11 protein-coding genes and 1 other annotated feature (1 of these 12 cut by a window edge) are annotated in these 12,264 nt (G+C 53.5%); of the genes, 7 read left to right on the top strand and 4 right to left on the bottom strand.

Annotated features, from left to right (window positions below; genetic code table 11):
• Positions 1 to 10 precede the first annotated feature (10 nt).
• On the top strand, positions 11 to 490 hold the full coding sequence (locus tag TRICHSKD4_RS00915) for a F0F1 ATP synthase subunit B (RefSeq protein ID WP_009758818.1): 480 nt from the start codon (positions 11 to 13) through the stop codon (positions 488 to 490).
• 68 nt (positions 491 to 558) lie between these two features.
• Here TRICHSKD4_RS00915 and TRICHSKD4_RS00910 read toward each other — a convergent pair whose 3' ends face one another.
• Positions 559 to 1,209, bottom strand: a complete 651-nt coding sequence (locus tag TRICHSKD4_RS00910) for a ribonuclease HII (RefSeq protein WP_009758817.1) — start codon at positions 1,207 to 1,209, stop codon at positions 559 to 561.
• 51 nt (positions 1,210 to 1,260) lie between these two features.
• Entirely contained in the window at positions 1,261 to 2,346 is a 1,086-nt protein-coding gene (locus TRICHSKD4_RS00905; protein ID WP_139051923.1) for a PA0069 family radical SAM protein, read from the bottom strand.
• 161 nt (positions 2,347 to 2,507) lie between these two features.
• Between TRICHSKD4_RS00905 and TRICHSKD4_RS00900 the strand changes: the two genes are divergently transcribed.
• Positions 2,508 to 3,200 carry a glycosyltransferase gene (locus TRICHSKD4_RS00900; protein WP_009758815.1) on the top strand — a complete coding sequence of 231 codons (693 nt, stop codon included), beginning with the start codon at positions 2,508 to 2,510 and terminating at the stop codon, positions 3,198 to 3,200.
• Between the two features lie 35 nt (positions 3,201 to 3,235).
• Here the strand turns inward: TRICHSKD4_RS00900 and moaB are convergent, their stop codons facing one another.
• A complete protein-coding gene (gene moaB, locus TRICHSKD4_RS00895; RefSeq protein ID WP_009758814.1) occupies positions 3,236 to 3,778 on the bottom strand; it encodes a molybdenum cofactor biosynthesis protein B in 543 nt (180 codons plus the stop codon).
• 233 nt (positions 3,779 to 4,011) lie between these two features.
• Between moaB and TRICHSKD4_RS00890 the strand changes: the two genes are divergently transcribed.
• The 4 genes from TRICHSKD4_RS00890 to TRICHSKD4_RS00875 all read left to right on the top strand — a co-directional run bounded on the left by TRICHSKD4_RS00890 (position 4,012) and on the right by TRICHSKD4_RS00875 (position 8,641).
• Entirely contained in the window at positions 4,012 to 4,677 is a 666-nt protein-coding gene (locus TRICHSKD4_RS00890; RefSeq protein WP_009758813.1) for a ceramidase domain-containing protein, read from the top strand.
• A 58-nt stretch (positions 4,678 to 4,735) separates the two neighbouring features.
• On the top strand, positions 4,736 to 7,030 hold the full coding sequence (locus TRICHSKD4_RS00885; protein ID WP_009758812.1) for an NADP-dependent malic enzyme: 2,295 nt from the start codon (positions 4,736 to 4,738) through the stop codon (positions 7,028 to 7,030).
• Positions 7,031 to 7,120: 90 nt separating this feature from the next.
• Complete coding sequence (locus TRICHSKD4_RS00880; RefSeq protein WP_009758811.1) at positions 7,121 to 7,465, top strand: chorismate mutase; 345 nt, start codon at positions 7,121 to 7,123, stop codon at positions 7,463 to 7,465.
• Positions 7,466 to 7,516: 51 nt separating this feature from the next.
• Entirely contained in the window at positions 7,517 to 8,641 is a 1,125-nt protein-coding gene (locus tag TRICHSKD4_RS00875) for a PQQ-dependent sugar dehydrogenase (protein ID WP_247642757.1), read from the top strand.
• 1 nt (position 8,642) lies between these two features.
• Here the strand turns inward: TRICHSKD4_RS00875 and TRICHSKD4_RS00870 are convergent, their stop codons facing one another.
• Positions 8,643 to 10,244 carry a bifunctional diguanylate cyclase/phosphodiesterase gene (locus TRICHSKD4_RS00870; RefSeq protein ID WP_009758809.1) on the bottom strand — a complete coding sequence of 534 codons (1,602 nt, stop codon included), beginning with the start codon at positions 10,242 to 10,244 and terminating at the stop codon, positions 8,643 to 8,645.
• 378 nt (positions 10,245 to 10,622) lie between these two features.
• On the opposite strand from TRICHSKD4_RS00870, the gene TRICHSKD4_RS00865 reads away from it, so the two are divergent.
• Entirely contained in the window at positions 10,623 to 11,933 is a 1,311-nt protein-coding gene (locus TRICHSKD4_RS00865; RefSeq protein WP_009758807.1) for a DEAD/DEAH box helicase, read from the top strand.
• A 207-nt stretch (positions 11,934 to 12,140) separates the two neighbouring features.
• Positions 12,141 to 12,264: a sequence feature (16S ribosomal RNA rRNA prediction is too short), on the bottom strand; it runs 543 nt beyond the window's last position.

The raw sequence follows: 12,264 nt of genomic DNA, 5'->3' as shown, positions 1-12,264 counted from the left end.
GGAGACGAAGATGGACGCTAGTTTTTGGGCCCTCGTCGGTCTCGTACTTTTCTTCGCTCTGATCATCTATCTGAAGGTTCCGGGCAAGATCACGTCTGGCCTCGACAAGCGTGCTGACGATATCAAGGATGAGCTTGAAAAAGCTCGTCGTCTTCGCGAAGAAGCGCAGGCTCTTTTGTCCGACTATCAGCGCAAGCGCCATGAAGCAGAGGAAGAAGCAACAGCTATTGTTGCAGAAGCCAACGCTGAAGCCGAGCGTTTGACAGCTGAAACCAATCGGGCGCTGGAAGAGGTGATCTCGCGCCGGTCCAAGGCTGCGGAAGACAAGATTGCTCAAGCAGAAACGCAAGCAATCGCAGAAGTCCGCTCCAAGGCTGCCGACATCGCCGTTCAGGCAGCAGAAGGCATGTTGACTGCGAAGGTCAAGGACAAGGTGGCAGACGACATTCTTTCTGACAGCATCAGTCAGGTGAAGGCAAACCTCAACTAAGTTGAGAGCCCTCTCTAAACGACTTCAAAAGCGGCCTGCCGGGCCGCTTTTTTGTTGGCTAGACGGCGTTATTTGGCCGAAAGCTGTACAGGCTTGAAGCTGAACCGGTGATGGATTGAAGGTCCGTGCTCGCTGAGGGCGGCTTGGTGGGCCGGGACACCATAGCCCTTGTGCTGTGCAAAGCCATATTCGGGCGCAATCTGATCCAGCCGAACCATCATGCGGTCGCGCATGACTTTGGCAACGATGGACGCAGCCGCCACCGCCAGACAGCGGCTGTCACCCTTTACCAGCGCTTGTCCAGGAGCGCTGAGCCCAAAGGGAACATCTCGGCCATCAATCATGACATAGCGTGGCGGGAAGGCGAGGCCGCTTACTGCACGCACCATTGCGTTGAGCGTCGCTGTGCGTATGTTCTCCAGATCAATTGTCTTCGGGCCGGCGGAGGCGACGGAAACAAAAGCATGTTCGCAAATCTGCGGGAATAGTTCCTCGCGTTTTGCTTCCGACAGCTTTTTGGAATCAGTCAATCCGCTTGGGACCTTGTCGTAATCCAGAATGACCGCTGCCGTGACCACCGGACCGGCCCAAGGACCACGCCCCGCTTCGTCGACGCCAGCCAGTAAGCCACCAAAATGAGACGCGTGTTGACGTTCCAGCGCGGGATCGGCTTCTTTTTCCGGAAATACAAGGTCGAAGAGAGAAGGTGTTTTACTCATGCCAACTAAATGCCTTGCAGCTATCAGCAAGGCAAGAGTTGAATGAAGGGGTTAAAACAGGTTCAACTGGACACCCCCTTTTTGTGGTCGGATGAATTGATCTGCCGAAAGCTTATGCTGGCGCAGGTTGAGCCCGTGCCGTTTGGCCGCAAGCGAAAAACGTTTTGCGATTTGGTCGGCATAGGGACCGCGCCCGCGCATTCGCTCTCCCCATTTGGCATCATAGTCTTTCCCGCCGCGCATGGAGCGGATGAGGCTCATTACATGCCGGTACTTTCCTGGCTCTGCCCTCAGAAGCCAATCGCGGAACAATTCAGAGACTTCCAGTGGGAGGCGAAGCAGGATAAAGGCCGCCGATCGCGCCCCATGCTCAGCTGCTTGCTCCAAAATGGCTTCAATTTCACTGTCATTTAGGGCCGGTATCACCGGTGCAACCATGACTGAGGTCGGTATGCCGGCTTCTGCAAGTGTGCGGACAGCATCTAACCGTTTATGAGGCGCAGAAGTCCTTGGTTCCATGGAGCGGGAGAGTTTTCGATTAAGCGTCGTCACAGATACAGCCACCTTGGCCAAGTTCCGCTCTGCCATACGGCTCAGAATATCTGTGTCGCGAGCCACAAGGGCAGATTTGGTCACAATCCCGACGGGATGATTATACCGATCCAACACTTCAAGTATCTCGCGCATGATCTTATGCCGGCGTTCCAGAGGTTGATAAGCATCAGTATTCGTGCCAATCGCGATTGGGCGAGGCGTGTATGCGGGACGTGCTAGCTCCCGTTCCAAAAGCTCTGCTGCATTGGGTTTAGCAAAAAGCCGTGTTTCAAAATCCAGCCCTGGTGACAAACCCATAAAGGCGTGGCTGGGCCGGGCGAAACAATAAACGCAGCCATGCTCGCAGCCTCGATAGGGATTTATCGAACGATCGAAGGAAATATCAGGCGAGTCGTTCCGGGTAATGATTGTCCGAGCGCGTTCTTCCTGCACCTCTGTTTTCAGCGGAGGTAAATCGTCGACGATGTCCCAACCATCATCACATAGCTCGGAGCTTAGTTTTTCAAATCGCCCGCTCTTGTTCGTTGCAACCCCTCTGCCGCGCCGCTGATCTTCTGGAAGTGGCACACCCGGGTCGGGCATGGGACCAACCTTGAGGTCCGGATCAATACGTGTCGGAAGTCTGGAATCCATTGTCAGCTGCGCTTGAATAGAGAGAACATAACAGGAACATGATCGAGAATCGGGTCATGGGCAAGGGTCTCTCTCGCCAAACGCACTAAATTCTCCTAAAAGCAGGTTCCATGCTCAGTGTGATAGTACCGACGAAAAATTCTGAACAGGCGCTGGCCTACAGCCTGTCTGCGCTGGTGTCTGCGGCAGCTGAAGGTGTGGTTCGCGAGGTTCTGGTTGTTGACAGTGGGTCGACAGACGGAACAGAGCGTGTGGCGGATGCTGCAGGGTGTGACTGGCTTTCTCACCAAGGGCCGCGCGGGTTGGCGCTGGCTGATGGGGCAAAGAAAGCCGGGAAGGGAGAATGGCTTTTGTTTCTCCCGCCCGAGGCTCATCTTGAAGCCGGTTGGCACCACGAGGCGCAAGCTGCTATCGAGCGCGTCATTCGCAGCGGCAAAGCCGATTCTACGGCCTTTTCTTTCGCAGCAAAAAATGATGCATTCGGGATTGCCGCCCGGGCTTCTGAATGGATGTCAGCTTTTCGCTCACATGCACTTGCCATGCCTTCAAAAAATCAGGGTTTGCTGATTTCGCGCAGGTTCTACAAGCAGCTAGGTGGACACCAGCCACTTACGGAACTGGAAGACCTGGATCTGGTTCGTCGTGTCGGGCGCTGGCGTTTGGTATTTCTTCGAGCTGCCGCGATTAGTCCTCAGCTTACATCGGAAGCAAGTATTCTCGGAAGGATACGCAAAGGCCTGGCGCGCTTTTGTGTGGCCATCTTGCGCATCCCGCCGCAGTTTGTTCTCAAGCTGCACGGCTAACTCACGAGAAACTGGATTGGTCAGGCGTCCTGAAGCTATCCACGCTTCAGATGTTCGTCAAGCCGGGTCATGATTTCCACGAAATTGCAGGGCATGTGTCGATAGTCCAGCTGCCATTTTAGAATGCCGTCCCAAGCGTCTTTACACGCCCCTGGAGAGCCGGGAAGGACGAAGATATAGGTGGCGCCGGCAACACCACCGGTCGCGCGGCTCTGGATGGTGGAAGTGCCAATCTTGTCATAAGAGATGCGGTGAAACACCTCTGAGAACCCATCCATCCGTTTTTCGAAAAGTGGCTCAATGGCCTCTGGGGTCACATCCCGGCCGGTAAAACCGGTGCCACCTGTGGTGATGATCACATCAATTGTTTCATCGCTGATCCAGCCATTTACGACGCTTTGAATAGCAAGGACATCGTCGCTCACGATTTTACGGTCGGCCAGTTCGTGGCCTGCGTCGCTGAGGCGTCCTGCAAGGGTTGAGCCTGAGCGATCTTCCTCAAGAGATCTTGTGTCTGAAACTGTCAGAACAGCGATTTTCAAAGGAATGAACGGGCGGCTTTCATCAATGCGATTCATGACGGTACTCCATTTTGCAAAAGACATAAGTGCCTCTCGCCTAGAAAGCCAGCCTGCAAGCGAAGTTCAGTCGTTGACCGCACAATAGAAAGTTGCAGAAAAAATAAAAATGCCAAAATGACGCAGAGAAAACAAAATTCGAAAAGAAAATAGTCGATACAGGTTCCAATTTGTAAGATAGTTTGGTCTCAAGCGTTTGTAAGTAAGGTGGCTGACGCTTGGATGAGGGTGGGATGAACGAGCAGGTCGACCTATATTGCGAGCGTATGGGGCCTGAATTCTGGGCAGAACCGATCAATGCTTGGTCCAACTTGGCGTTTATTGTTTCTGGACTTGTCTGTTTTTATCTTTGGCGCCGTCACACACCGGACGATCGCTTCGCGCTTGTCCTCGTACTACTGATTTTCGTACAGGCGGTCGGGTCATTTCTGTTCCACACATTTGCGACACGGTGGTCGGGTATCGCGGATGTCTTGCCGATCGTCATTTTTATCCTGAGTTACATCGCAATTTCCCTACGCCGTTTTCTTGGACTTGGCTGGCTGGCTTGTGCGGCGTTCCTCCTTTTGTTCATCGGTATAGTCCCGGGCTTGAGTCGGTTCTTGGAGCCGGTTGTAGGAGGCAGTTCAGTCTACCTTCCAGCGCTCTTCACTGCCTTTATTGTCGGCTTCTTCTGCTTTCCGAAAAACCGGACAGTATCGATCTGGATTTTCAGTGCAGGATGCGTGTTCGCCGCCTCGCTCTCATTCCGCATTCTGGATGAGCCGATTTGCTCTAACCTTACCATTGGCACACACTTTTTATGGCACATCTTCAATGCGATAACAGTCTTCCTGTTACTGCGCATTCTAATCTGGCATCGCGCTGGATACGCAGTGGATGAAATAGAAGTCAGGTGACCTTTCGCATGAGTTCCGGTTATGGTGCCTTACCCAAAAGAACAATATAGGACGGGACATGAGCGACGAGAAAACCACCGGTAGTGATTTGGCGGAGTCCGCCCTTTTCTTCCACGAGCACCCTCGTCCCGGAAAGCTCGAAATTCAGGCGACCAAGCCGCTTGGCAACCAACGCGACTTGGCGCTGGCTTATTCTCCGGGGGTTGCCGCGCCTTGCGAAGAGATCGCAAAAGACCCTTCTAAAGCGGCAAATTACACCAGCCGCGGTAACCTTGTAGCCGTCATCTCCAACGGAACAGCCGTTCTTGGATTGGGCGCAATCGGTCCACTGGCCTCCAAGCCGGTGATGGAGGGGAAGGCAGTCCTCTTCAAGAAATTTGCCGGGATTGATGTATTCGATATCGAAGTTGATGAGTTCGACGTTGACCGGTTTGTGGATGCGGTCGCAGTACTGGAACCAACTTTCGGCGGCATCAATCTGGAAGACATCAAGGCGCCAGAGTGTTTTCAGATTGAAGAAAAACTCCGCGAACGGATGAACATTCCGGTCTTTCACGATGATCAGCATGGCACTGCGATCATTGTGGGCGCGGCGGTTCGAAATGGCCTTGCCCTTGCGGGCAAAAAGATTGAAGATGCCAAAATTGTGGCATCTGGTGCTGGAGCGGCTGCTCTGGCCTGCCTCAATATGCTTGTGTCGCTGGGTGCCAAACGCGAAAACATCTGGGTTACGGATATCGAAGGCGTTGTCTATGAAGGGCGTGAAGCTCTGATGGATAAGTACAAGGCTGTTTTCGCTCAAAAAACAGACCTTCGCACGCTGTCAGAAGTTATCGACGGGGCGGATGTTTTCCTTGGATTGTCTGCCAAGGGTGTGCTGAAGCCGGACATGGTTCAGAAAATGGGCAGCGGCCCACTTATTCTGGCTCTGGCTAACCCGAATCCGGAGATCATGCCGGAAGACGCGAAGGCAGCGCGCCCGGACGTCGTCATGTGCACTGGCCGGTCTGATTATCCCAATCAGGTCAACAACGTCCTGTGTTTCCCTTATATTTTCCGTGGTGCGCTGGATGTTGGCGCGACAACAATCAATGAGGAAATGAAGCGCGCCGCAGTCGAGGCAATCGCAGCTCTGGCTCAGGAAGAGCCGTCAGATGTAGCGGCAAGGGCCTACAGCGGAAAAACCGAGACCTTTGGTCCAAACTATCTGATCCCGTCGCCTTTTGATCAACGCCTGATTTTGCGAATTGCCCCGGCTGTTGCAAAGGCTGCAATGGACACCGGCGTAGCAACGCGGCCTATTGAGGATTTTGACGCTTATCAAGACACCTTGAACCGGTTTGTTTTCCGCTCCGGATTGATCATGAAGCCGATCATTCAGGCGGCTACACAAGATCCAAAGCGGATCATCTTTGCAGAAGGGGAAGATGAGCGCGTTCTTCGTGCTGCACAGGTTCTGATGGAAGACCGGATCGCACATCCAATTCTGGTTGGCCGTCCTGATGTTTTGGAAGCGCGCTGTGAGCGATATGGACTCAAGATCCGGCCAGGAACTGATTTTGAGTTCATCAACCCGCAGGATGACCCCCGCTATCGCGAATATGCAGACGAGTATTTTGCATCTGTTGGTCGCAAAGGACTGCCGCCGGATGCTGCCCGTACAATTGTTCGCACCAATTCCACGGTCATTTCCGCACTTGCTGTCCGGCGTGGCGATGCGGATGCGCTCATTTGTGGTCTCGAAGGGCGCTACAGTCGTCATATGAGGGACATTCGACAGGTGATTGGTGTGCGAGAGGGAACAAGGGATCTTTCTGCCTTGTCGCTTCTGATCAGCAGTCGCGGTGCGTTGTTTCTATCCGATACATTCGTGACTGAAGATCCATCTTCAGAAGAACTGGCTGAAATGACCTGCCTTGCAGCCCGTGAAATCCAACGCTTTGGCATTGAGCCAAAAGCAGCGCTGCTCTCCATGTCGAATTTCGGTTCGCGAGATACCGCGTCAGCGCGCAAAATGCGGGAAGCACTGGAGTTGATCTGGGACCGTTTGCCCGAGCTTGAGGTGGACGGCGAAATGCACGGGGATTCTGCTCTCAACGACGTGCTGCGTGAGCGGGTGATGCCGGACAGCAAGCTGAAAGGAGAGGCGAATTTGCTGATCTTCCCGAACCTTGATGCCGCCAACATTGCATTGAACCTTTTGAAGGTGGCAACAAACGCATTGCATGTCGGACCAATTCTGCTTGGAGCTGCGCGCCCTGCGCATATTCTGACACCATCAGTGACGTCACGTGGTGTGGTCAACATGTCTGCTCTTGCCTGCGTGGAAGCTCAGACAACAGAAGAAGCCTAAGGCGCATTTTCGCCTGAGGATCAAAATATTACTCTGTCAGTCGGGCGACCGACTGGCAGAGGTGTTATATTTTAGCGAAGGTAGAAACCTGTGCTTTCCGATTTAAAGCAGCCATCTGATTGCCAGAGTAAACCGGATATTCGTGAGGCAATCGACTCTATTGACGATCAGTTGCTGCAGCTCTTTGTCAGGCGTCAGGGGTACGTGCGCCGAATGGCCGAACTCAAAACTCATCCTGATCAGGCGTTTGATGCCGAGCGGATCGAGGCGATGGTTCAGCACTTAAAAAACAAGGCCGAGACCATGGGTTTGGAAGCAGATCAAGTGGAAACGGTCTGGCGCGCTCTGATCGACTGGAATGTCGCGTTTGAGAAAAGGACCATCGCCAAACGCATAGAGTTTATCGACCAGCCACCTGACACCACTGGTTCCTGACAAAAGGCGGCCATATATCAGGAGTATTCTGTCTTGAAATGAGCGGAGGAAATGATGGCCCGACTTGCAAAACTCAAAGCGTCACTGATTGTGGGATTGGCATCCGTCTTGGGTGGGCTTGGCCCGGTCAGCGCTCAAACCGATTTTCAAATCGAGATAGTCGCCGATGATCTGCTTTATCCCTGGAGTGTCGCGTTTCTGCCAAGTGGGGGTTATCTTGTCACAGAGCGTGACGGGACGCTGCAGTTTGTCGATAAGACTGGGAGGATGTCAGCGGTTACTGGAACGCCCGACGTTTTTGCAAATGGTCAAGGCGGGCTGCTGGATGTGGTGCTGACACCGGACTTTAGTTCATCGCGAGAAGTGTTCATCAGCTATTCGGAAGGCTCCCCAGGTGGGGCTGGAACGTCTGTTTATCGCGCCCGCCTGATGCCTGAAGGAAATGGTTTTCAGCTTCAGGACGGCGTCACCATTTTTTCAGGCAATAATCGCTCCCACGGCGGCCGTCATTTTGGCTCCAGGCTCGTTTTTGCCAAAGACGGAACCTTGTTCGTGACAACTGGTGATCGCGGGGACGGCCCACGAGCGCAGGACCCGTCAGATCATGCCGGCTCCGTCTTGCGGATAGCCCGAAACGGCAACGCCCCTGCCGATAATCCCTTTATTGGGGCAAAGGACCATCAGCCCGAAATCTGGTCAATTGGCCACCGCAATCCGCAGAGCGCAACCTTGCATCCAACAACCGGAGACCTCTGGACGGTTGAACATGGTGCGAAGGGTGGTGATGAAGTGAACAAACCCGAAGCGGGAAAAAACTATGGCTGGCCGATCATCTCTTACGGGCGCCACTATACCGGCGGCAAGATCGGGGAGGGGACGTCGAAGGCAGGGTTGGAGCAGCCGGTTCACTACTGGGATCCGTCGATAGCCCCGTCCGGCATGACCTTCGTCGACAGTTCCCGCTATCCTGAGTGGCAAGGCAATTTATTGGTAGGCGCCTTGAGGGGGCGCCACATTTCAGTTCTTGAAATGGACAACGACACCGTCGTTAGAGAAACAAAAATCCTGCAGGAACTGGAAGAACGCATTCGGGATGTCCGTCAAGGCCCCGACGGATATATCTATGTTTTGACTGATAGTGACGAAGGGCGCTTGCTGCGGTTGCTGCCTGAGTAAATTATTTGGCTTGGCGGGCTGCCTCGGCCACTTTTATTGCTGCCAGCTCAGGCTGCAACGTTGTATCCGTATTTTCGAAAAGCTGACCGATCTTATGGCTTGGTACCGCTCGAGAGAAGTAGTAGCCCTGACCAAACTCGCAACCAAGATTGAGAACAGCGTCACGTTGCTCAGCTGTTTCAACGCCTTCCGCGATGGTGGTGACACCCAACCGTGTCGCCAGATCTATCATGGTCTGGACAATCGCTTGTTGGGTTTCATCGCGCACCGCGCGATCCACAAACTTCCGGTCGATCTTGATTGTGCTGAACGACAGTTCGGACAATTGCAGAATGTTTGAATAGCCGGTTCCAAAGTCATCCAGAGCAATGCGAACACCGCCAGACACAAGGTCATTGATCACTGTTGTCGCAGCTTCTGTTTCGCGGAGCAGAGCCCCTTCAGTGAATTCGACCTCTAGCCGGGAGGCAGGGAAGCCTGTTTCATTCAGAACCCGTTGAATGCGTTTTCCAAGCAGGCGGTCGGACAGCATCGTTGGCGCAATGTTGAACGACAAAATGACATCTTCCGGCCAACCCAAGGCATCCGTTGCGGCTTTGCTGAGCAGTTGCTCGGACAATGCCACCACGCCGCCAATCTCCTCGGCAACGGGAATAAACACATCTGGCGGAAGCATCGACCCATCTCTGGCGGACCATCTTGCCAGAACCTCTGCACCGACAATCTTGTTCGACTTCAAATCAACAATCGGTTGGTAGTAGGGGGCGATTGATTTTTCCTGAAGAGCTGTGCGAACCCTCGCTTCCAGTTCGGCGCGTTTGGCAACGTCCTGATGCATGGACAGCTCAAAAAAGGCCGCAGTATTCCGGCCTGATCGCTTCGCGAAGTAAAGTGCAACGTCGGCAGCGTGAAGCAGTTCCCCAATATCCTCGCCATTGTCCGGGAAAATGGCGATGCCCACAGAGGCTCCGACCTCGACCTGAACATCGGAAATCGTGAGTGGTTCGCACAAGGTAGTGATCAGGTTCTTGGCTGCAGCCATACCACTGGCTCGCCCAAACTCTTCTGCATCGACGATGACCAGAAACTCATCCCCACCCAAACGGATAACCACTGCGTTCGGATACTGAGAACTAAGACGCTCCGCAGTCACCTTCAGCAATTCGTCCCCGCCTGCATGGCCGATAAGATCATTAATCCGCTTGAAGCCATCAAGGTCTATCGCAAGGAAAGCAAGGTGGGAGGTGCCAAGAGTACCTTTCAGCCCTTGAACTTTTAAACTGGATAGATATCGCCGATTGGGAAGAGCTGTGAGTGGGTCGTGGATCGACAACCAGTCGGCTCGCGCTTGTGCTTCGCGTCGGAGGAGGAGTTCCTGTTTACTTTCTTTTAGGCGTCGCATCCCAAAAATGAAGCCACCCAATCCCATCAAGACCAAAGCAACAAGGATTTCGTCCAACTCGTAGTCTTCATTGGCCATCAAAAAGTCGTGGAATGCCTCATAAGCATCGTTTTCAATTGCGAACGCCCACACGCCAAGTCCCACAATTGCGAGCACCAGCGCGTCGATGTGCGCGGAAGAAAGATACTTTGAAAACTTCACCTGAAACTCCGTACAAAGTGACCAGCGAGCGTGAGTTTGGATGCTATTTCGATTTTTCGAAATAATATAGATTTAAATTAGAGATTTACAGAGCGTATAAAATGCAATGTCTAGGTTGCGAAGGGCGGTTCCCCTTGACATATCCGCAGGAAGAGCAGATACACGGGCACTCCGTCATGGGACGGAGACGTGCCGCCTTCTGACAGTGTATGAATAGCGGCAAACTGGATAATTGGTTTCCGGAGATCTCCGGCCCGCTCCAGATCATTACGCTGAACGAGAAGAGACAGGCTGAGCTTCCAGGCGAATTGAGCCGGAATGCGACCCTAATAGGCGTTTGTCGGATTGTCCGACCTGAACACGCCAAAAGGAAACACTTTGACAGAATTTAAATCGCTGGGCCTTTCCGATACGCTTTTGAAAGCTATCGAGGAAATCGGGTATGACACACCAACCCCGATCCAGAAAAATGCAATCCCGCTGATCCTGAAGGGTAACGACCTGTTGGGTCTGGCGCAAACCGGCACGGGAAAAACGGCAGCTTTCGGTTTGCCTTTGGCGCATCGCTTGCTTGAAGAAGGTCGGACGCCTGAGCCGAAAGCTGCTCGCGCCCTGATCCTTGCGCCAACGCGCGAACTCGTCAATCAGATCGCCTCAAACCTGACCTCATTCATTCGCAAGACACCGCTCCGTGTGACATCTGTTGTGGGCGGCGTCTCGATCAATCCGCAGATCAAGCGCCTCGGGCGGGGAACAGACATACTGGTGGCAACTCCGGGCCGTCTGCTTGATCTGGTCGATCGGAAGGCAGTTCACCTCAACAAGGCGTCGTATCTTGTCTTGGATGAAGCGGATCAGATGCTTGATCTCGGCTTTATTCACGCATTGCGGCGGATCGCAGGTCTGGTGGCCGAAAAGCGCCAAACCTTGCTGTTTTCCGCAACAATGCCGCGGCAGATCGAAGACCTTGCCCGGACCTATTTGCACAAACCGGAACGGGTCGAAGTGGCACCGGCGGGTAAGACTGCCGAAAGGGTGGCGCAATCTGTTCATTTCATGGACCAAAAAGCCAAGTCAGGTTTTCTGGTCGACATGATTTGTGAGCGTGCTGACGACACATGCCTTGTCTTTTGCCGGACAAAACATGGCGCTGAGCGCTTGATGAAGCGGCTGGTGGCAGCCGGCGTTTCTGCTGGCTCAATTCATGGCAACAAAAGCCAGAACCAACGCGACAGGGCCATCAAAGGCCTGCGTGAAGGAACGCTCAAGGTACTTGTTGCAACAGATGTAGCAGCCCGCGGAATTGATATTCCTGGCGTGAGCCACGTTTACAATTTTGAGTTGCCCGAAGTTGCCGAAGCTTATGTGCATCGCATTGGCCGGACAGCGCGAGCAGGTGCGTCAGGTGATGCAATTTCGCTCTGCAGCGCAGAAGAAGTTGCCCTGTTGCGCCAGATCGAAAAACTGACCGGAATTGAGATCGAAGTTGCCAGCGGTGAGGCTCCAGCACCCGTGAAGCTGGTGCGCAAGGGGCGTAATCAGAGATCCGGCCAGCGTCCTGCTCAGCACAAGGCGCGGGGAAATGGTGGTCAGCGTTCAGGTGAAAAGTCCGGGCCAAAGGCATCCGCCAACGAAAATCGTAAGAATAGGCCAAAAAGACGCCCGCGTCGGGAAAACAGGGCAGCATAGTTTGTTGCGGTAGGAGTTGGTTTTCGGATCAAAATGGAAAGTTGTACGTGGTTTTCCTTATCTCTTATTTTAAACCGCAGTAATCAGCCGTTTTTTGCTTGCGAATGCTGCAGCGGATGATTAGACGGCGCATTGGTAGGTGCAAACAAGCAGTCCGGTTCCTCGGGGGAGGAACGCTGTCATAAGAACAACAAGACAGTTGGGAATTTGCGAGTTTGTCGGGGGCATGAGGCGTTTCTTGGACGCCTTGTGGCCGCTGGCGCAGCTTTAAATTTGCTGCTTGCCAATCGCCACGTCTCCCCACAGGACGTGTGCACATGGTCCCCATCGA

Origin of the sequence: Roseibium sp. TrichSKD4 (genome assembly GCF_000148725.1) — a bacterium.
Classification (GTDB): domain Bacteria; phylum Pseudomonadota; class Alphaproteobacteria; order Rhizobiales; family Stappiaceae; genus Roseibium.
This window is presented reverse-complemented; position numbering and strand designations above follow the sequence as displayed.